We start from the raw sequence: 20,369 nt of genomic DNA on the forward strand, positions 1-20,369 counted from the left end.
CGGGCACGACTGTCTCGGTGATGGTTCAAGTTCCTACGCAATCCCCACCACCAGGGATGAGTCGTGCCCGCTGCCTTGTCTTCTCCCCATGCGCGTTCCGGTACCGGACACCTCGTCCTCGAGGTGCTCGATCGGGTTCCTGACCCACGATCGCGGTACAGGATCCGGCACGGGTTGACGGTGATCCTGTCGATCGTGCTCGCCGCGGTGTGCGCGGCGCGCGGTCGCTCACCGCGATCGCAGAATGGGCCCGCAGACGCACCGGCGAAAGCACTCGAGAAACGCGGGATCGTGGGCCTGCGGTTGGTCGGCCACGCCGGCATCGTCGCCGCGCTACGACACCACAGCCGCAACCCACACCGGCCGGTCGAGCTACTTCACACCATCTGACATGTAATTACACGACTTTGCCGGAGTTCTGAGCTGTCACCCGATCGTGCAGCAGTCCCAACGCCGGTTCTGCCACCTCGAGCAGTGGCGCGGTCTGGCCACTCGCTTCGACAAACTCGCCATCGTCTACCTCGCAGCGGCGGTTCTTCACGCCGTCATTGCCTGGGCTCGCCGATTGTCAGACATGCCCTAGTAGGACTTTGTTAGGTTGGGAATCTGTGGTGACACAGTGGGCAGGTGCCGATCCAGATGGCGAGTGAGCGTTGGATGTCGCGGACGATGCCGTAGAGGGTCAGCCCTGCCCACCGGCTTTTGGGTCGGCCAGCCGCAGGGTGGTCAGGAACAGGTGGGCGGCGGTGACGAGGGTGGCGTGGTGGTGCCAGCCGAGCCAGGAGCGGCCTTCGAAGTGGTCGAGGCCCAGGGCGACTTTCAGTTCGCGGTAGTCGTGTTCGATGCGCCAGCGTAGTTTCGCGAGGCGGACGAGTTCGTAGATCGGGGTGTCGGCGGGCAGGGTGGACAGCCAGTAGTCGGTGGGTTCTGTTGCGCCGATGGGCCATTCGGCCAGTAGCCACACCTGCTCGACCGATCCGTCGGTGGCGCGAGGCACTCGGTGGCCGGCGGGTCGGGCACGCGCGGCGACGAACCGGGAGCGCATGACGGCATCAGGATTACCGGGTGTGGTCTTGGTGCCGCGCCGCCACGACACTTCCTGTGCCGCATCCAGTCCGGCGTCGATCACCATGTCCTTGCAGCTGGACTTCGGCACCCGGTAGCGGGCGGTGAACGGGCGGCCGGGGCCGATCCGGGGAGGGGTCTCGGGTCGGGCGTCGGCCGGGTAGACGCCGGTCGCCGATTTGACGGCCACCATGCAGGGGATGCCGCGGTCGGAGAGTGCGGCACGGAACTGTGCGCCCTCGCCGTAGCCGGCGTCCGCGACCACGACATCAGGCCGGGGGCGACCCCAGGCGATCAGTTCGTCGATCATCTCCACCGCCATCTCCCATTTCGGCCGGTGTCGCTCCCCGTCGGGTATCGCCGACTTCTTCCGGCGTGCCGCGACCACGCTCGCAGCGTCTGGATTATCGGCGCAGGTCTCGTCCCAGCTCTGCGGCACGAACAGTCGCCAGTTCAACGGGCACGACGCGGTATCGGACGCGACGTGCACGCTGACCGCGACCTGGCAGTTGCCGACCTTGCCCAGCGTGCCCGAGTACTGCCGGGCCACGCAGGGAGAGGAATCGCCGTCCTTACCGAAACCCGTGTCGTCGACCACCCACGCATCGGGTGCGATGAGCTCGCACGCCTTGCGTGAGAGCACCATCCGCACTGGCTCGACCTTCCACGGGGAGGTGGTCACGAACTGCTGTAACCGTTGATGATCGACACCGAGTCGGGCCGCCATCGGCTGCATCGACTTGCGCTCACCACTGAGCATCAGTCCCCGCGTGTACACCCCCGCCGTCGCCAGCCGGTCCTTACGCAACAACGACGAGAACACCTCACCGACAAAGGAATCAAGACGTTCATCGACCTCGTGCAGGGCTGCGGCATCCACCCGATCATCGTCTCGAAGATCACGCCGAAACTCGAGACCCCACACCCAAACCGTGACAGACCTAACAAAGTCCTACTAGGTGTAGATCCGTTCGATCGCTTCCGCATGCTGGGTGTGGATGATGTTGCGCTTGAGCTTGAGTGTCGGGGTGAGCTCACCGGTCTCGACGGTGAAGTCGACGTCGAGGATCCGGTACTTCTTGATCTGCTCGGGTTGGGACACCTTCTTGTTGCCCTCGGAGACCGCGGCGTCGATCTCGGAGACGAGGTCGGGATGCGTCACGAGATCGGCGATCGGGGTGTCGGCCGGCAGGCTGTTCCGCTCCAACCAGCCGGGCAGGGCCTCGGGATCGAGGGTGATGAGGGCGCCGATGAACGGTTTCGCGTCGCCCACGACGAGGCACTGGCTGATCAGCGGGTGCGCGCGGAGCGCGTCCTCGAGCGTCGCCGGGGCGACGTTCTTGCCGCCCGCGGTCACGATGATCTCCTTCTTGCGGCCGGTGATGGAAACGTAGCCTTCGGTGTCGATCGAACCGAGATCGCCGGTGTGGAACCAGCCGTCCCGAATGGCGTCCGCGGTGGCCTGCTCGTTCTTCCAGTACCCGTCGAACACGACCGGCCCGCGTACGAGAAGCTCACCGTCCTCGGCGATCTTCGCGGCGTGCCCGTTGATGGGTTTGCCGACGGTGCCGACCTTCTGGTTGCCGGTGGTGTTGACGGTGATCGCGGCACTGGTCTCGGTGAGCCCGTAGCCCTCGTACACGGGGACGCCGACGCCGCGGAAGAAGTGGCCCAGGCGGGCGCCGAGCGCGGCACCACCGGAGACGGCGCGGGTGCACTCGCCGCCGAGCGCGGCGCGCAGCTTGGCGTAGACGAGCTTGTCGAACAGGGCGTGCTTGAGTCGCAGCCCGAGTCCGGCGCCACCGGTGTCCTGGGCCTCGCTCCACGCGATCGCGGTGTCGGCGGCCGCGGAGAAGATCTTGCCCTTGCCGCCGTCCTCGGCCTTCTGCTTGGCCGAGTTGTACACCTTCTCGAACACGCGCGGCACCGACAGGATGAAGTTCGGTTTGAACACCGCGAACTGGTCGAGCAGCGTCGTCAGGTCGGCGGTGTGCGCGACGGTGACCTTGGCGTCGAACGCGCCGAACGAGATGGCGCGGGCGAACACGTGCGCGAGCGGCAGGAACATCAGGGTGCGCTTGCCCTCCTCCATCGCGTCGCCGAGCGCGATCTGCACCGCGGCCGACTCGGCGTAGAAGTTGGAGTGGGTGAGTTGCACTCCCTTGGGGCGGCCGGTGGTGCCGGACGTGTAGATCAGGGTGGCCGGCGACGAGGCGTGCACCTGCCGACGGCGCTCGTGCAGGGCGTCGTCGTCGATGCCGGCGCCGCGGGTGGCGAGTTCGGCGAGGGCGCCCGTGTCGATCTGCAGGACCTCGCGCAGCGCGGGTGCGGCCTCGGCGACGTCCTTGACGCGTTCGGCGTGGGCCGAGTTCTCGACGACGAGCAGTGACGTCGCCGAATCCTCGAGAATCCACTGCGCCTGGTCGGCCGACGACGTCTCGTAGATCGCGACGGTGCAGCCGCCGGCGGTCCAGATCGCGTAGTCGAGGACGACCCATTCGTAGCGGGTGGCGGACAGGATCGCGACGCGGTCGCCGAGTTCGACGCCGGACGCCATGAGCCCCTTGGCGGTGGCCGCGACCTCCGCGGCGAACTGTGCGGCGGTGACGTCGACCCAGCGGCCCCCGTCGAGTTTCTTGAACGGCACGAGGTTCGGGCACTCCGCTGCGTACCGGAACACGGTGTCCGCCATGGACGCGTCCTCCGGAATGGTGAACGACTGTGGAACCGAATACTCGCGCACTGTGACCCCTCCGTTTGGTGACCTTCCGGATGTGCATTGCATCACATTCGAGGGGGCTTCGCACCAAGTCGATCGCCTGATTCGGCCCGTTCGCGCGTCTACCTGCGGAAATACCTGTAACTGTGAGTGATGCTAATTTTCTGCTGGTAGGGGCGTCGGCCGTTCACGCGACGGACACGACGTGGTCCTCGCGCGTGCAGTGCCAGCGCCGGACGGCATGCTCGAGTGCGGCGGGGGAGACGTCCAGTCGTCCGGCCGCGGCGGCGAGTGCGTCGGCGGACTCGGACGCCGACGGGTCGCCCCCGGCTGCGGTCCGGACGAACCGGGTCACCGCGGTCGTCGCGGGATCGGCGGCGTCCGGAACACCGGCGAGCAACAGCAGATGTTGCCACGGGGTGGCGTCGCAGGTTCCGCTCGATTCCTTCCACGCCGCCCGGACGGTATCGGTGCGGGAGTTCCCGGACGTCGCCGCCACGAGGTCGGGCACCGAGTCGATGTGCAGGTCGTGGAGGCGTTCGGCGGTGCGCTGGATCTCGCCGGCCCGCAGCGGCGGCGCCGATGCGGTGTAGCGACGCCGGTAGTTGCCGACCTTGCCGGCCCACTGATCGGCGCTGCCCGCCTCCTCGAACGTGCGCAGCAGTGTGCGGGCGCCGTCGGTCACCGGCTCGGTGTCGCGGGCGCGTCGGTACGCGAGATAGCGGTCCACCACCGTACCCGCGTCGGCCAGCCGGGTGCCGGCGGCCTGCACGGATTCGATGATGCACAGCGCGAGGCTGCGTCGGTACATATCGGGCGCCAGCCATCCGGACGGATCGCCGAGGCGTGCCCGGCACGCGTCTACGACGGATCGGACGAGCTGTTCCGAGACGGTCACGGGTCCTCCCTGGAATGTGCGGAGCTTCCGAGGCGTGTATCGGTCCCGCCGCACGAAGTGTTGCGCCCGTCACCTGTCGCGGGTGCGGTACCGGTCGAGCAGTGCGGTGACCTCGCGGTCGTCGAGCTGATGGAAGTCGGTGAACGCGGCGCCGACCGAACCCAGGTCGACCGGTACGTACGGGCAGATCACGTCGTCGGCGACCACCCGGAGCCGGGCCACCGCCTCGGGTGGCGCCACCGGGACCGCGACCACCACCCGGGCTGCGCCCGCCGCCCGCACCACCCGGCACGCGACGGCGGCCGTCGCGCCGGTCGCCATACCGTCGTCGACGAGGACCACGGTCCGCCCGGACACCGGGATGCGCGGGTGCCCGCCCCGCAGGATCGCCGCCCGTCGCCGTAGTTCGGCGCGTTCCCGGACCCGGACCGCATCGATCACCTGCCGGGTCACCCGGCCGCGGCCCACCACGTCGTCGTTGAGTACCTCGGCGTCGTCCTCGCCGATCGCACCCATCGCCAGTTCGGGCTGCGTCGGAAGACCGAGTTTGCGGACCGGGACGATGTCGAGGGGCGCGTCCAGGGCGCGGGCGACCTCGTACGCGACGGGGACGCCACCGCGCGGCAGCCCGAGGACGACGGTGTTCGAGTCGTTCAGATGGGTCAGTGAATTCGCCAGGGCGCGACCGGCTTCCGCGCGCGACGCATAGTGCATGCGGGTACTCCGAAAGGATCGTTCGGCAGGGGCCGACTTCCTCCACCGACGATACGCCGCGGGCCGCGACGCATCACGGCGTCGCGGCCCGCAGGAGGGATCGGCTGTGCGATCGAGACCTATGCCGTCGAGACCAGGTCGCCGTCGATGTGCGACTGGTACGCGGGCAGATCGAGCATGCCGTGCCCGGACAGGCCGATCACCAGGACCTCGGGTTCGGTGAGGCCGCGCGCGTACTCGGCGGCCGCGGCGATCGCGTGCGCCGACTCCGGTGCCGGGACGATGCCCTGCGTGCGGGCGAACAGCACACCCGCGTCGAACGAATCGCGCTGGTCGACGGCCTGACCGGTGACGTAACCGAGTTCGACGGTGTGGCTGAGCAGCGGCGCCATGCCGTGGTAGCGCAGGCCGCCGGCGTGGATCGGGTCCGGCACGAAGTCCTGGCCGAGCGTGTGCATCTTCAGCAGCGGCGTCAGGCCGGCGACGTCGCCGTGGTCGTAGCGGTACTCGCCCTTGGTGATCGACGGGCACGCGGCCGGCTCGGCGGCGATGATCCGGGTCTGCGCCTTGCCCTCGAGCACCTCACGGATGAACGGGAACGCCAGACCGGCCAGGTTGGAACCGCCACCGGCGCAGCCGAACACGACGTCCGCGTTCTCCTCGCCCGCATTCCGCAGCTGTTCGACGGCCTCGAGTCCGATGACCGTCTGGTGGAGCACGACGTGGTTGAGGACGCTGCCGAGCGCGTAGCGGGCGTCGGGGTCGTTCGCGGCGACCTCGACGGCCTCGGTGACGGCCATGCCCAGCGAGCCGGGGGTGTCGGGGAAGTCGGCGAGCATCTTGCGGCCCGACTCGGTGAGCTCGGACGGGCTCGGGTGCACGGTGCCGCCGTACGTCTCCATCAGGTGCCGGCGGTACGGCTTGGACCGGTACGACGCCCGCACCTGCCACACCTCGAGGTCGATACCGAACTTGGCGCACGCGAACGACAGCGCGCTGCCCCACTGACCGGCGCCGGTCTCGGTCGTGATCTTCTTCACGCCGTCCTGCGCGTTGTAGTACGCCTGCGCGACCGCGGTGTTGGTCTTGTGGCTGCCGACCGGGCTCACACCCTCGTACTTGACGTAGATGCGGGCCGGGGTGCCGAGCGCCTTCTCGAACTCCCGCGCCCGGATCAGCGGCGCGGGCCGCCACGTCCGGTACGCCTCACGGATCGGTTCGGGGATCTCGATGTAGCGGTCGGTGGCGACCTCCTGCGCGATGAGGGCGCTCGGGAACAGTGCCTCCAGGTCGGCGGCCTGCACCGGCTCCTTGGTGCCCGGATGCAGGTGCGGCGGCGGCGCGACCGGCAGGTCCGCCACGATGTTGTACCAGTGGGTGGGGATGGGGGTGGCGGCGAACGCGTCGTCGGACACTGCGTGGTTCCTTCCGGACGTGACTGGGGATCACCACATTGTGCATTCCGTGTGTATTCACGGAGTCCGGGTGTCGAACGGGAACCCGGGGAGCGCTCCGTCGACGAAAGCGGTACCAGATGTCCCGTTCGTGGACCGTGGGAGGCGGTCCGGCGATCCCCATAGCACGCATCGATTAAACTCACTGGTCAAATGAGTGACACCGAGCGCGACCCGCAGTCCGACAACCATCCCCCCACCTTCGCCGAACTCGACATCGACGAGCGCGTGCTGAAGGCGCTTTCCGACGTCGGATACGAGTCGCCCTCGCCGATCCAGGCGGCGACGATTCCGCCGCTGCTCGCCGGTAGCGACGTCGTCGGTCTCGCGCAGACCGGTACCGGTAAGACGGCCGCGTTCGCGATCCCGATCCTCACCCGGCTCGACGTCGAGAAGCGGGTGCCGCAGGCCCTGGTCCTGGCGCCGACGCGTGAGCTGGCGCTGCAGGTCGCCGAGGCGTTCGGCAAGTACTCCGCCCACATTCCGGGTCTGCACGTGCTGCCGATCTACGGCGGTCAGGCATACGGCGTGCAGCTGTCCGGGCTGCGGCGCGGCGCACAGATCATCGTCGGTACCCCCGGCCGCGTCATCGACCACCTGGAGAAGGGCACGCTCGACCTGTCGCAGCTCGAATACCTCGTCCTCGACGAGGCCGACGAGATGCTCAAGATGGGTTTCCAGGACGACGTCGAGCGCATCCTGGCGGACACCCCCGAGTACAAGCAGGTCGCGCTGTTCTCGGCGACGATGCCGCCGGCGATCCGCAAGATCTCCAAGCAGTACCTGCACGATCCGGTCGAGATCACCGTCAAGTCGAAGACACAGACGGCGTCGAACATCACCCAGCGGTGGGTGCAGGTGGCGCACCAGCGCAAGCTCGACGCGCTCACCCGCTTCCTCGAGGTCGAGACCTTCGAGGCGATGATCATCTTCGTCCGCACCAAGCAGGCCACCGAGGACCTCGCCGAACGTCTGCGGGCCCGCGGTTTCTCGGCGGCCGCGATCAACGGCGACATCGTGCAGGCCCAGCGTGAGCGCACGATCGGCCAGCTCAAGGCCGGCACCCTCGACATCCTCGTCGCCACCGACGTCGCCGCCCGCGGCCTGGACGTCGAGCGCATCTCGCACGTCGTCAACTACGACATCCCGCACGACACCGAGTCGTACGTGCACCGCATCGGCCGCACGGGCCGCGCCGGCCGCACCGGTGACGCGCTGCTGTTCGTCGCCCCGAGGGAACGGCACCTGCTCAAGTCGATCGAGCGCACCACCCGCCAGTCGCTCATCGAGATCCCGCTGCCGTCGGTCGACGACGTCAACGCGCAGCGCGTCTCGAAGTTCAACGACGGCATCACCGCGGCCCTCGAATCCGAGCACCTGTCCCTGTTCCGCAAGTTCATCGAGGACTACGAGCGTGAGCACGACGTCCCGCTCGCGGACATCGCCGCGGCCCTCGCCGTGCAGTCCCGGGACGGCGAATCGTTCCTGATGGCGCCCGAGCCGCCGCCCGCGCCGCGCCGCGAACGCGAGCCGCGGGAGCGTCCGGCCCGACGCTTCGACGAGGGCGGCCCGAGCGGCCCGCGCGTCGGACGCGACGGCCAGGAGTTCGCCACCTACCGGATCGCGGTCGGCAAACGCCACAAGGTGGTGCCGGGTGCGATCGTCGGTGCCATCGCCAACGAGGGTGGCCTGCGACGCAGCGACTTCGGGCACATCAGCATCCGCCCCGACCACAGCCTCGTGGAGCTGCCGGCGAACCTGCCGTGGGAGACCGTCGAGGCGCTGCGCGCCACCCGGATCTCCGGTGTGCTGATCCAGCTGCAGCCCGACACCGGGGCGCCCGGGGGACGGCCGTCGTCGCGCGGCGGCCGGGACGATCGGGCCGGCGGCAAGTACGGCCGCAAGGGCGGCGACAAGTTCGGGAAGCGTCGCCCGCGCGACTGACGCTCCACCTCGCCGAAGGCGTCGACGGTTCCGGCCGTCGGCGCCTTTTCCGGCTTTCCGGACTATCGGTGGGCTGTGCGTTCGATTCTGCGACACAACCGTTTTCGGGTCGGTAGGGTTCCTCACGGTTTGCGGTCGGGGGATCCCCTGTAGTCCGACAGAGAGGCTCGAACGTGGCGCACACGTTTCGTCGAGGATTGATCGCAGCAGCACTCGTCGCCGGTTCCACCGTCCTGGTGGTGGCCCCGGCGGCGGCACAACCGGCCGGAAGTTCCGGCAGCACGGGCAGCACCGGGAGTGCGAGCCTGTTCACCGGCAGCGGCGACATCGCGATTCCGCTGCCGATCCCGAGTCCGCGCGGGCTGGCAGCCCTCGCGGCCGCCCAGACCCAGATCGGGAAGCGGTACGTGTGGGGCGGTAACGGCCCCGACGTGTGGGACTGCTCGGGTCTGGTGCAGTGGGCGTTCCGGACCGTCGGCATCGCTCTGCCGCGCACCAGCCAGGAGATGGCCGCGTATCCCGGCGGCCTGCTCGTCCCGCTGTCGGTGCTGCAGCCCGGCGACGTCGTCACGATGAACACGTACGACATCGCCGGGCACGTCGGCATCTACGCCGGCAACGGAATGGTGTTCAACGCGTACGGCGACGGGGTGCCGATCGGGTTGACTCCGTTGTCTGACTTCGACATCCACAACATCCGACGCTACTTCTGATCAGGTGATCACCTCGGTGAGCAGCGGGCGGGGTGCGGCACCGGTGTCGAACTGGGTCCGGTACAGCTCGGCGTAGCGCCCGCCCGCGGCCAACAGCGTGGTGTGGTCGCCGCGTTCGACGATGCGGCCCGCCTCCACGACGAGGATCTCGTCGGCGGCGCGGATCGTGGACAGCCGGTGGGCGATCACGACGGCGGTGCGGCCGGTGAGGGCCTCGGCGAGGGCGTCCTGCACGGCGGCCTCGGACGTCGAATCCAGGTGGGCGGTGGCCTCGTCGAGGATCACGACCCGCGGCTGCGCCAGCAGCAGTCGCGCGATGGTCAGGCGCTGGCGTTCACCACCGGAGAGCCGGTAGCCGCGTTCGCCGACGACGGTGTCGAGGCCGTCGGGCAGCGACCGGATCAGGTCGGTCAGGTTGGCGCGGCGCAGTGCGTCCCACAGGTCGGTCTCGGTGGCGTCGGGGCGGGCCAGCAGCAGGTTGGCGCGCACCGATTCGTGGAACAGGTGACCGTCCTGGGTGACCAGGCCGACGGTCGCGCGGATCGAATCGGTGGTCAGGTCGCGCACGTCGACACCGCCGATGAGGACGGCGCCGGCGTCGACGTCGTACAGGCGGGGGAGCAGTTGCGCGACCGTCGACTTCCCGGCGCCGGACGATCCGACGAGCGCGACCATGCGGCCCGGTTCGACACGGAACGAGATGTCGTGCAGGACGGGGTCGCCGCCGCGGGTGTCGATACCGGCGACCTCCTCGAGGGATGCGAGGGACACCTTGTCGGGGGCCGGGTAGGCGAAGTCGACGGACCGGAACTCGACGGATGCGGGACCGGCCGGGACGTCGATCGCGTCCGGCTTCTGCGCGATGAGCGGGGTGAGGTCGAGGATCTCGAAGACCCGCTCGAAGCTGACCAGTGCACTCATGACGTCCATGCGGGCACTCGCGAGGGCGGTGAGCGGCGAGTACAGCCGGGTGAGCAGCAGCGCGAGGGACACCACGGCGCCGGCCTCGAGCTGCCCGCGCAGTGCGAGGTAGCCGCCGAGACCGTAGACGAGGGCCAGGGCGAGGGCCGACACGAGCGTGAGGGCGGTGACGAACACCGACTGCAGCATCGCGGTGCGGACCCCGATGTCGCGTACGCGCCGGGCGCGTACCGCGAACTCCGCCGATTCCTGCGACGGCCGGCCGAACAGCTTGACGAGCGTCGCGCCGGGCGCCGAGAACCGCTCCGTCATCTGCGTGCTCATCACCGAGTTGTGGTTGGCGGCTTCCCGGCTCAATCGGGCCAGCCGGGTGCCCATCCGCCGGGCCGGGATCACGAACACCGGCAGCAGTAGTAGCGACAGCAGCGTGATCTGCCACGAGATGCCGACCATCACGACCAGGGTGATCGCGAGCGTCACGACGTTGCCGACGACCCCGGACAGGGTGTCGCTGAAGGCGCGCTGTGCGCCGATCACGTCGTTGTTGAGGCGGCTGACCAGGGCGCCGGTGCGGGTGCGGGTGAAGAACGCGACCGGCATGCGCTGGACGTGGTCGAACACCGCGGTCCGCAGGTCGAGGATGAGGTCTTCGCCGATGCTCGCCGACAACCACCGGGTCAGGACGGCCAGTGCGGCCTCGAGCAGGGCGATGACGGCGATCGCGACGGCCAGCAGCACCACCACCCGGACGGCGTCACCGGCGACGATCGCGTCGACGACCCGGCCGGCGAGGACCGGCGTCGCCACCGCGAGAGCCGCGGTGACGACGCTGAGCAGCAGGTACCACGAGATGTTCCGGCGGTGTGGCTGCGCGAACGCGACGATCCGGCGCAGTGTCGCCTTGGAGAAGGGCCTCCGGTCCTGTTCCGCGTGCATCGCGTTGTACATCGCGTTCCACGCGGTGACGTCCATACTCATCGTTCGCCCCTCTCGTCGGCCCCGTCACGATAGGACGGGGGTCCGACACCGACGGTAGAACTTCGAGCGAGGTTTAAGTCAAACGACGGGTGGGGGCGTGGTCAGCGGGCGATGTCCACGACGAGACGGGTGGGCCCGTCGAGCGTGTAGACGCGGTACGAGACGTCCCGGGTGGTCAGTCCGATCGCGGTCTGTGCGGTGCCCTCGAACACGCCGGCGTCGCGGACCTCGGTGACGATCTCCGGGTTCGGGACCTCCACCGGATTGGGGCCGTCGTACGGCTCGACACCGGTGGTGACCGGCATCGCCGAACCGTCGATCAGGACCTGCAGGATGCCCTGCCCGGCCACCGCGATCGGGTTGCCGCTGCCCTGCTGGGTGACGGTGCCGACGATCTCGGTGCGCCAGCCGGGGGTGCCGGTGCCGTCGAGTTCGTAGACCACCCGGTCGAAGCCGTCGTGGTGGCCGACGCGCATGTCGGTGATCGTCAGGGCGGCATCGGCGGACGCGTCCCCACGTTGCCCCTCCTGCGTGGTGGGGGCGTCGGTGCGGGCGCCGTCCTCGGTCGCGGCCAGCGGAGTCGAGGCCGGAGTGGTCGATTCGTTCGTCGTCGTCGACGTGATCGATGTCGACGACGCGGTCGGCTCGGTTTCGGAGCTGGTGCAGCCCGCGAGTGCGAGGGCTGCGACGGCGACGGAGGACAGGGCGAGCGTGCGGCGGGACCGGTAGTGCGTCATGGCACGGATGCTAGGCGCCGGAGGGGTGTCGGGCAGGTTTCGACGCGGCGCCGTGTCCGTTTCGGAATGTGATTCCGGAGACCCGGAAGGGTGGTGTCCCAGCTCAGCGGTGTCCCAGTGCATCGCGCAGGTAGGCGAGGTCCTCGGCGACGCCGTCGGCGGGAGTCTCCAGGACGACGGGCGCGTCGGCGGCCGCAGCGACCGCGACCAGCATCCCGGGGTCGATCGTCCCGGAGGTCAGGTTGGCGTGCCGGTCACGGGCCGAGTCGAACGGGTCGCGAGAGTTGTTGAGGTGGACCAGGTCGATGCGGCCCGTGATCGTGCGGATCCGGTCGACGAGTCCGACGAGGTCCTCGCCGCCGGCCCACGCATGGCACGTGTCGAGGCAGAAGCCGGCACCGAACTCGCCGATCGCGTCCCACAACCGGGCGATCGCGTCCAGCCGGCGGGCCATCGCGAAGTCGCCGCCGGCGGTGTTCTCCACCAGGATCGGCACCCCGAACCCACCCGCGTCCTGTTGCCGCTCGAACAGTTTGCGCCAGTTCGCGATTCCGGCAGCCGGGTCGTCGCCGTCGCGGACGTGGCCGCCGTGGACGACGAGGCCGATCGCACCGATGTCGGCGGCCGCGGCCGCCTGGTCCGCGACCGCTTTCCGGGACGGGATCCGCAGCCGGTTGTTCAGGCTCGCCACGTTGATCACGTACGAGGAGTGCACGACGACGTCGAGCGGGCTCTCCCGGATCCGGTCGGCCTGCGGGTGAGGCTGCGGCGGATCCCATTTCTGTGGATCGGTGAGGAACAGCTGGACGAGGTCGGCGCCGAGCCGTTCACCGGCCCCGACGGGGTCGGTGTCCTGCCGGACGTGTGCTCCGATCCGCATACGGGCGAGCCTAGCCGGGGGACGGTCCCGATCAACGGGAAACGGGCTGTGGTCGTGGGGGCCGCCTGGTTGGGTGTGCAGCGACAAACGGACGGGCACACGGACTGTTGCGGGAGACGAAGAGACACATGGGCAAATTGGACGGGAAGGTCGCGCTCATCACGGGCGCCGGTCAGGGCGTCGGCCAGGGCACGGCGTTCGCACTCGCGAAGGAGGGCGCGCGGATCGCGGTGACCGGACGCACCGAGTCGAAGCTGATCGACACGGTCGAGGCGATCACCGCGGCCGGTGGCATCGCCGAGCCGATCGTCGCGGACGTCTCCGTCCCCGCCGACATCACGCGGGCCGTCGAGACGACGGTGTCGCTGTTCGGGGGTGTCGACATCCTCGTCAACAATGCGAGCCTCAACCCGCTGGGCCCGATCAACGATCTCGAGCCCGACTACCTCGAGCGGGCGTACGCGGCCGGACCGGTCGCGGCGCTGCGGGCCATGCAGGCGTGCTATCCGTCGATGAAGGAGCGTGGCGGCGGCGCGATCGTCAACATGGTGTCGTCGGTGGCGGTGCGCTGGGATGCCAGTGGCTACGGCGGCTACGCGTCGGTCAAGGAGGCGCTCCGCTCGCTCACCCGGGCTGCGGCCTGCGAGTGGGGTGTCGACAACATCCGGGTCCTCGCCGTCGCGCCGCACGCGATGTCGCCCGGCCTGCAGCGGTGGACGGAGGCCCGCCCGGAGGAGGCTGCCGCATTCGTCGCGAGCATCCCGATGCGTCGGATCGGTGACTGCGAGACCGACATCGGCAATGCCATCGCGTTCCTCGTCGGCCCCGATGCCGGTTATCTGACGGGTGCGACGATCCCGCTGGACGGCGGCCAGTCCCGCTGGGGGTGACCGGTCGGTTGTGATCACGACGTGACCTTGCCGGGCTCCCGATGCGTGTGATGATGGAAGTCCACCGCATCGGGAGGTCCCGGCCATGGGTGAGGAATTCACGAGCAATCGGTTCACCGGCAAGGTAGCGACGGACATTCGGGATTCGACGCCCGACTGGTCGCCGTTCGCGGAACCCACTGCCCCCGAAGGCGCCCCGAATGTCCTGTATCTGGTGTGGGACGACACCGGTATCGGCACGTGGGACATGTACGGCGGTCTGGTGGAGATGCCGAATCTGCGGCGGATCGCCGACCGCGGCATCCTGCTGAGCCAGTTCCACACCACCGCACTGTGTTCCCCGACGCGGGCGTCGTTGCTGTCGGGTCGCAATCCGACGACCGTCGGGATGGCGACGATCGTGGAGTTCACCGACGGGTTCGCCAATGCGAACGGCAGGATGCCCGCGGACTGTGCGTTGATCTCCGACGTACTCGGAGAGCGGGGCTGGAACACGTACGCCGTCGGCAAGTGGCATCTGACGCCGCTCGAGGAAGCGAATCTTGCCGCATCGAAACGGCATTGGCCGCTCGGGCACGGATTCGAGCGGTTCTACGGTTTCCTCGGCGGCGAGGCCGACCAGTGGTATCCGGACCTGGTGTACGACAACCACCCGGTGGAGCCGCCGTATTCGCCGGAGGACGGCTATCACCTGTCGCGGGATCTGGCGGACCGGTCGATCGAGTTCGTCCGGGACTCGAAGGTGATCGCACCGGACAAGCCGTGGTTCCTGTACCTGTGCCCGGGCTGTGGTCATGCGCCGCACCATGTTTCGCGGGAGTGGGCGGACCGGTACCGGGGCCGGTTCGACATGGGGTACGAGAAGTATCGCGAGATCGTGCTGGAGAACCAGAAGCGTCTGGGACTGGTGCCCGCGGACACCGAACTGTCTCCGATGAATCCGTACGCCGACGAGGTGAGTGCGGACGGGACACCATGGCCGGAACTGGACACGGTGCGGCCGTGGGAGTCGCTGAGCGACGACGAGAAGCGCCTGTTCTGCCGGATGGCGGAGGTGTTCGCCGGATTCCAGAGCTACACCGACGCGCAGATCGGCCGGGTCCTCGACCATCTCGAGGAGTCCGGGCAACTGGACAACACGATCGTGGTGGTGCTGTCCGACAACGGTGCCAGCGGGGAGGGCGGGCCCAACGGGTCGGTCAACGAGTACCGGTTCTTCAACGGGTACCCGGACCGGATCGAGGACGGGCTCGACCGGATCGACGACCTGGGCGGGCCGGACACCTACAACCACTACTGCCTCGGTTGGGCGATGGCGTTCAACACGCCGTACAAGCTGTTCAAACGGTATGCCTCACACGAGGGCGGGATCGCGGACCCGTGTCTGATCTCGTGGCCGGACGGGATCCCGGCGCGCGGGGAGACCCGGGACCGGTACGTCAACGTCTGCGATGTCACGCCGACGGTGTACGACCTGCTCGGGGTCACGCCGCCCGCGTCGGTGCGCGGGATACCGCAGCGTCCGCTCGAGGGCACCAGCTTCCGATCGATACTGTTCGATCCGGACGCGGCCACCGGGAAGCGGACCCAGTTCTATTCGATGCTCGGCACCCGCGGCATCTGGCACGACGGCTGGTTCGCGAACACCGTGCACCCGGCGGCCCCGTCGAACTGGTCGCACTTCGACGACGACCGCTGGGAGTTGTTCCACCTCGAGAGGGACCGCAGCCAGTGCCACGATCTCGCGGCGGCCCGGCCCGACCTGCTCGACGAGATGAAGGCCCTGTGGTTCGCGGAGGCACAGCGGTACGACGGGCTGCCGCTCAACGACCTGGACATCCTGTCGGCGTTCCTGCGGTACCGGCCCTATCCGACCGGGCAGCGCACGTCGAACACCTACTATCCGGACATCGCGCCGGTCGGACCCGGGGCCGCCCTCGACATCCGCGGACGGTCGTTCGCGCTGCTCGCCGACGTCACCGTCGATGCGGCGGACGACGGCGCCGTGCCCGAGGGGGTCCTGTTCTCGCACGGGGGACGGCTCGGCGGGCACACCCTGTTCGTGCAGGACCGGAGGCTCGGATACGTCTACAACTTCCTCGGCGAGGAGCAGCAGGAGGTGACCGCCACCGAACCGGTCCCGGCGGGCCGACACGTGCTCGGGGTGCGGTTCGACCGGGACGGGGTCGCCGACGACGGCTTCACCCCGGTCGGCCGGGTGACGTTGCACGTCGACGACCGCGAGGTCGGGGTGCGGGACGGGGTGCGGATCCAGCCGGCGATGTTCTCCGGGGTGGGGAAGGGGATCCGGGTCGGCCGGGACACCGGGCGGTCGGTGTCCGACCGGTACGTGGCGCCGTTCCGGTTCCGGGGCGGCACTGTCGCGCACGTCACGGTCGACGTCTCCGGTGACCCGTATCTCGATCTGGAACGGGAGATCGCACGGGCGTTCGCCCACGACTGACCTGCCGTTCGCCACGATCGGCACGGGAGTTCGCCCACGAGCGACATCGCCGGCCACGATTCCCGGACAAGATCAGGGTTGTCCCCGATAGCGGCATGTCACCGGTTCACGTCAGGATGGTGGGCATGTCAACCGAAACCGAGATGTCCACGGAAACCACGGTGGCCGCACGCGCGGTCGACCTGACGAAGGTCTACGGCACCGGCGACACCCGGGTCCACGCCCTGGCGGGGGTGTCTGCGGAGTTCGCGCGCGGCGAGTTCACTGCGATCATGGGGCCGTCCGGCTCCGGTAAGTCGACGCTCATGCACTGCCTCGCGGGCCTCGACGCGGCCTCCTCGGGTTCGGTGCTGATCGGCGACACGGACCTGACGACGCTGTCGGACAAGCAGATGACGCAGTTGCGCCGGGACCGGATCGGGTTCGTGTTCCAGGCGTTCAACCTGGTGCCGACGCTGACTGCGCTCGAGAACATCACCCTGCCTCTCGACATCGCGGGCCGCAAGGCCGATCAGCAGTGGCTCGACACCGTGATCGATCGGCTCGGTCTGCGGGACCGGATCGACCACCGCCCCGGTGAGCTCTCGGGTGGCCAGCAGCAGCGGGTCGCGTGTGCGCGGGCGCTCGCGGGCCGGCCGGAGATCATCTTCGGTGACGAACCGACCGGCAACCTGGACTCGCATTCCTCGGGCGAGGTGCTGTCGATCCTGCGGGCCGCGGTCGACGAGTTCGACCAGACCGTCGTGATCGTCACGCACGATCCGCGGGCCGCGAGCTTCGCCGACCGGGTCGTGTTCCTCGCGGACGGCCGGATCGTCGACGAGCTCCGCGATCCCACCGCCGAGTCGGTGCTCGACCGCATGAAGAACCTCGAGACGGTCTGACGCCATGGCCGTGACCACATCCCCCATGCGCAAGGTGTCTCTGCGCAATCTCGCCGCCCACAAGGTGCGGCTCCTGCTGACCGTGCTGTCGGTGGTGCTGGGCACCGCGTTCGTCGCGGGTTCGTTCGTGTTCACCGACACCCTGCAGAAGACGTTCGACAGCATCTTCGAGGGCACCGCGCAGGGTGTCGACGTCCGGGTCAGCGCGGTCGAGCAGGGCTCGAGCGGTGTTCCGACCGCGGACATCGACACGATCGCGGCGATCGACGGCGTCCGTGTCGTCGCACCGGCCGTGAGCGGGCAGATCGTCGTCCTGAACGCGGACGGCAAGCCCATGCAGAACGGCGGCGCCCCGAGCCTCGGATCGGCGTATCTACCGCCCGAGCAGCAGCTCGGTGAGCAGACGCCGTTCGTGGCGGGCACGCCGCCCGAGCAGCCCGGGCAGATCGCACTCAACGAGTCCGCCGCGACCCGGGCGGGTCTCGCGGTGGGCGACCGGACACGGGTGCTGACGATGTCCGGCTGGAACGACGTCACCCTGTCGGGCGTCTACTCCACCGACACCGACACCGGCGGTTTCGTCGGGGCCCTGTTCACGGATGCGCAGGCCCGCCAGCTGTTCACCGACGGCAACCACGTCGCCTACGTCGACGTGGCCGGGACCGGGGTGTCGCAGGAGGAGCTGCGGGACCGGGTGGCGGCCGCGTTGCCCGACACCAAGGTGCAGACCGGCGACCAGGTCCGGGAGGAGACCAAGGACGAGATCGCGCAGGCCCTGAGTTTCGTCAACTACTTCCTGCTGGCGTTCGGCGCGATCGCGCTGCTGGTGGGCACGTTCATCATCTACAACACGTTCTCGATGATCGTGGCGCAGCGACTCAAGGAGCTCGCGTTGCTGCGGGCGATCGGCGCCGGACGCGGTCAGGTGGGCCGGTCGGTGGTGTTCGAGGCCCTCGTCATCGGTGTGATCGGCAGTGCGCTCGGCCTCGCGGCCGGTGTCGGGCTGGCGTACGGACTGCGGGGCCTGCTCAACGCGTTCGATCTGGGTCTGCCGGAGGGGCCGCTGCAGGTGGCGCCGCGCACGATCGTGGTGGCACTGGTCCTCGGCATTCTCGTGACCGTCGTCAGTGCGTACGCGCCGGCGCGGCGGGCCGCGAAGGTGCCGCCGGTCGCCGCGATGCGCGAGGAGTTCGCGTCCGCCGGTGACACACTGCGGGTGCGCACCCTGATCGGTGCGATCGCCGCGGTCCTCGGTGCGGTCGCGCTGATCGCGGGCGCGCAGTCCACCGGTGGTGGTGCGGCCGGGCTCGTCGGGATCGGGGCGCTGGCCCTCGTCCTCGCGGTGCTGCTCGCGGCCCCCGCCCTGTCCCGGCCGATCGTCGGGGCGCTCGGCGCGGTGTTCGCCCGGCCGTTCGGGCCGGTGGGCCGGCTGGCCCGCACCAATGCGGTCCGCAACCCCAAGCGCACCGCCGCGACGGCGTTCGCGCTCACCCTCGGCCTGATGCTGGTGTCGGTGATCGGTGTGTTCGGTGCGTCCGCGAAGGAGAGCACCAACGCGCTCGTCGACAAGGGCATCGAGGCGGACTTCGTGCTCACCGGCCCACCCGGCATCGGTGTCCCGGCGGGTGCGGCGGGGGCGGCGGCCCGTGTGGACGGCGTCGTGGACGCGGTCTCGTTGCACGGTGTCGCCGTGAAGATCGACGACGAGGACGTGTTCGGGTCCGCGGTGAGCGGATCCCTCGACGGGGTACTCGCGTACACGATGGAGGAAGGCTCGGAGACGGTCGCCGGCACCGACATGATCGTCTCGCAGACCGAGGCCGCCGACCGTGGCTGGACGCTCGGCACCCCGGTCACGCTGACCGACCGGGACGGCGGGCAGGTCACCACCACGGTGACCGGTATCTACGCCGACAACCAGTTGCTCGGCTCGTGGGTGGTGTCGAACGAGGTGTACCAGGAGGTGACGCCGGTCAACCAGCGCGCCGAATGGGCGGTGATGATCAAGGCCGCACCGGGTGCCGATCAGGCGACGATGGCCGCCGACCTGGCGACCGCGACCGACCCGTTCGTCGTGGTCCAGGTCCAGGACCGGGAACAGTTCAAGGGGGCGCAGGCGCAGCTGATCGACTCGTTGCTCGCGGTGCTGTACGGGTTGCTCGCACTCGCCGTGGTCATCGCGATCCTCGGCATCGTCAACACGCTCGCTCTGTCGGTCGTCGAACGCCGCCGGGAGATCGGCATGCTCCGGGCGGTCGGCATGCAGCGCGCCCAGGTGCGCCGCACGATCTACCTCGAGTCGGTGCTCATCGCGGTGTTCGGTGCCCTCGTCGGGGTACTGCTCGGTGTCGTGTTCGGCTGGGGATTCGTGCGGACCCTCGCCGATCAGGGCCTCGACCACATCGCCGTCCCGTGGGGCCAGGTGGTGGCGATGCTGATCGGTTCCGGCGTCGTCGGTGTCCTCGCGGCCCTGTGGCCGGCGGCGCGGGCGGCGCGGACCAAGCCGCTCGAGGCGATCGCCGACATGTGACACCGGACGGTACCTTCGCGGTGAATGCCGCGAAGGTACCGTCCTCGGGTGAGTAATCTGCAGGACATCGGAGACCGTGACGGCTGGCGTTGCTGGCTGTGCGACGAGGCCGTCGACCCGGACATGTCGGTGAACGATCCGCGCGGACCGAGTGTCGACGCGATCGGTACCGCGAAGAAGACCAAGGGCAAGGCCGTGCAGGAGCGGCTCGCGCACCGCGCCTGCAACACCAAGAAGGGTGCCGTCAAGCCGGTCGTGCCGTGGCCGGACCACCTGTTCGTGGTCGACCCGGCGCCCATCGTCGGGGTCGTCGAGCAGCTGACCCGCAAGGGCGGCCGGGTGGCGGTCGCCCGCTGCCCCGGCGAGGCGGACGCCGTCGCCGCGGGGGAGTGGCTGCTCGACCGGCTCTCCCGGCTGGCACCCGACCTGGACCTGGCCACCCGCATCGACGCCGGCGGCGGCGGGTACCTGCTGGTGCTCGAGACACGCTAGGCGGCGACGCAAAGCCGCAGCTCCCGGCGCAGGAACGGAGTAGCGTTCGCTTCGAGGCCCCGGCCGATCCCAGCGCATGTGGAGGA

16 protein-coding genes are annotated in these 20,369 nt (G+C 69.3%); 8 read left to right on the forward strand and 8 right to left on the reverse strand.

Annotated features, from left to right (window positions below; translation table 11 throughout):
- The first annotated feature begins 174 nt into the window (after positions 1-174).
- Positions 175-390 carry a hypothetical protein gene (locus Q5696_RS06855; protein WP_305094446.1) on the forward strand — a complete coding sequence of 72 codons (216 nt, stop codon included), beginning with the start codon at positions 175-177 and terminating at the stop codon, positions 388-390.
- Positions 391-682: 292 nt separating this feature from the next.
- On the opposite strand, the gene Q5696_RS06860 is transcribed toward Q5696_RS06855, so the two are convergent.
- The 5 genes from Q5696_RS06860 to Q5696_RS06880 form a co-directional block, all read right to left on the reverse strand.
- A complete protein-coding gene (locus tag Q5696_RS06860) occupies positions 683-1,945 on the reverse strand; it encodes an IS701 family transposase (RefSeq protein ID WP_305094447.1) in 1,263 nt (420 codons plus the stop codon).
- 75 nt (positions 1,946-2,020) lie between these two features.
- Positions 2,021-3,808: an AMP-dependent synthetase/ligase gene (locus Q5696_RS06865; protein WP_305094448.1), complete on the reverse strand. Its 1,788-nt coding sequence runs from the start codon at positions 3,806-3,808 to the stop codon at positions 2,021-2,023.
- Positions 3,809-3,971: 163 nt separating this feature from the next.
- Complete coding sequence (locus Q5696_RS06870; protein ID WP_305094449.1) at positions 3,972-4,682, reverse strand: DUF8548 family protein; 711 nt, start codon at positions 4,680-4,682, stop codon at positions 3,972-3,974.
- A gap of 69 nt (positions 4,683-4,751) precedes the next feature.
- Entirely contained in the window at positions 4,752-5,396 is a 645-nt protein-coding gene (locus tag Q5696_RS06875) for a phosphoribosyltransferase (RefSeq protein ID WP_305094450.1), read from the reverse strand.
- Between the two features lie 119 nt (positions 5,397-5,515).
- Positions 5,516-6,811: a TrpB-like pyridoxal phosphate-dependent enzyme gene (locus Q5696_RS06880; protein ID WP_305094451.1), complete on the reverse strand. Its 1,296-nt coding sequence runs from the start codon at positions 6,809-6,811 to the stop codon at positions 5,516-5,518.
- Between the two features lie 192 nt (positions 6,812-7,003).
- Here Q5696_RS06880 and Q5696_RS06885 point away from each other — a divergent pair, with 192 nt between their 5' ends.
- Positions 7,004-8,794 (forward strand): DEAD/DEAH box helicase, encoded by a 1,791-nt coding sequence (locus tag Q5696_RS06885; RefSeq protein WP_305094452.1) that lies wholly within the window; start codon positions 7,004-7,006, stop codon positions 8,792-8,794.
- 197 nt (positions 8,795-8,991) lie between these two features.
- Positions 8,992-9,507: an NlpC/P60 family protein gene (locus Q5696_RS06890; RefSeq protein ID WP_370654876.1), complete on the forward strand. Its 516-nt coding sequence runs from the start codon at positions 8,992-8,994 to the stop codon at positions 9,505-9,507.
- On the opposite strand, the gene Q5696_RS06895 is transcribed toward Q5696_RS06890, so the two are convergent.
- The 3 genes from Q5696_RS06895 to Q5696_RS06905 all read right to left on the reverse strand — a co-directional run bounded on the left by Q5696_RS06895 (position 9,508) and on the right by Q5696_RS06905 (position 13,023).
- On the reverse strand, positions 9,508-11,406 hold the full coding sequence (locus Q5696_RS06895; RefSeq protein WP_305094453.1) for an ABC transporter ATP-binding protein: 1,899 nt from the start codon (positions 11,404-11,406) through the stop codon (positions 9,508-9,510).
- Positions 11,407-11,507: 101 nt separating this feature from the next.
- Positions 11,508-12,143 (reverse strand): AMIN-like domain-containing (lipo)protein, encoded by a 636-nt coding sequence (locus Q5696_RS06900; RefSeq protein WP_305094454.1) that lies wholly within the window; start codon positions 12,141-12,143, stop codon positions 11,508-11,510.
- A 103-nt stretch (positions 12,144-12,246) separates the two neighbouring features.
- On the reverse strand, positions 12,247-13,023 hold the full coding sequence (locus Q5696_RS06905; RefSeq protein WP_305094455.1) for a deoxyribonuclease IV: 777 nt from the start codon (positions 13,021-13,023) through the stop codon (positions 12,247-12,249).
- A gap of 128 nt (positions 13,024-13,151) precedes the next feature.
- Here Q5696_RS06905 and Q5696_RS06910 point away from each other — a divergent pair, with 128 nt between their 5' ends.
- The 5 genes from Q5696_RS06910 to Q5696_RS06930 all read left to right on the forward strand — a co-directional run bounded on the left by Q5696_RS06910 (position 13,152) and on the right by Q5696_RS06930 (position 20,283).
- Complete coding sequence (locus tag Q5696_RS06910; protein WP_305094456.1) at positions 13,152-13,913, forward strand: SDR family NAD(P)-dependent oxidoreductase; 762 nt, start codon at positions 13,152-13,154, stop codon at positions 13,911-13,913.
- Positions 13,914-13,998: 85 nt separating this feature from the next.
- Positions 13,999-16,377, forward strand: a complete 2,379-nt coding sequence (locus Q5696_RS06915; protein ID WP_305094457.1) for an arylsulfatase — start codon at positions 13,999-14,001, stop codon at positions 16,375-16,377.
- 143 nt (positions 16,378-16,520) lie between these two features.
- Positions 16,521-17,261 (forward strand): ABC transporter ATP-binding protein, encoded by a 741-nt coding sequence (locus Q5696_RS06920; RefSeq protein ID WP_370654906.1) that lies wholly within the window; start codon positions 16,521-16,523, stop codon positions 17,259-17,261.
- 4 nt (positions 17,262-17,265) lie between these two features.
- Entirely contained in the window at positions 17,266-19,791 is a 2,526-nt protein-coding gene (locus Q5696_RS06925) for an ABC transporter permease (RefSeq protein WP_305094459.1), read from the forward strand.
- Positions 19,792-19,839: 48 nt separating this feature from the next.
- Complete coding sequence (locus Q5696_RS06930) at positions 19,840-20,283, forward strand: hypothetical protein (protein WP_305094460.1); 444 nt, start codon at positions 19,840-19,842, stop codon at positions 20,281-20,283.
- Positions 20,284-20,369 lie beyond the last annotated feature (86 nt).

This window comes from Prescottella sp. R16, from assembly GCF_030656875.1.
GTDB lineage: Bacteria > Actinomycetota > Actinomycetes > Mycobacteriales > Mycobacteriaceae > Prescottella.

Excerpts from the sequence above, each read along its gene's own strand:
- Q5696_RS06895 (WP_305094453.1), bottom strand. The coding sequence starts at position 11,406 with ATGAGTATGGACGTCACCGCGTGGAACGCGATGTACAACGCGATGCAC.
- Q5696_RS06920 (WP_370654906.1), top strand. The coding sequence starts at position 16,521 with ATGTCCACGGAAACCACGGTGGCCGCACGCGCGGTCGACCTGACGAAG.
- Q5696_RS06900 (WP_305094454.1), bottom strand. The coding sequence starts at position 12,143 with ATGACGCACTACCGGTCCCGCCGCACGCTCGCCCTGTCCTCCGTCGCC.
- Q5696_RS06885 (WP_305094452.1), top strand. The coding sequence starts at position 7,004 with ATGAGTGACACCGAGCGCGACCCGCAGTCCGACAACCATCCCCCCACC.
- Q5696_RS06905 (WP_305094455.1), bottom strand. The coding sequence starts at position 13,023 with ATGCGGATCGGAGCACACGTCCGGCAGGACACCGACCCCGTCGGGGCC.
- Q5696_RS06875 (WP_305094450.1), bottom strand. The coding sequence starts at position 5,396 with ATGCACTATGCGTCGCGCGCGGAAGCCGGTCGCGCCCTGGCGAATTCA.
- Q5696_RS06925 (WP_305094459.1), top strand. The coding sequence starts at position 17,266 with ATGGCCGTGACCACATCCCCCATGCGCAAGGTGTCTCTGCGCAATCTC.
- Q5696_RS06915 (WP_305094457.1), top strand. The coding sequence starts at position 13,999 with ATGGGTGAGGAATTCACGAGCAATCGGTTCACCGGCAAGGTAGCGACG.
- Q5696_RS06910 (WP_305094456.1), top strand. The coding sequence starts at position 13,152 with ATGGGCAAATTGGACGGGAAGGTCGCGCTCATCACGGGCGCCGGTCAG.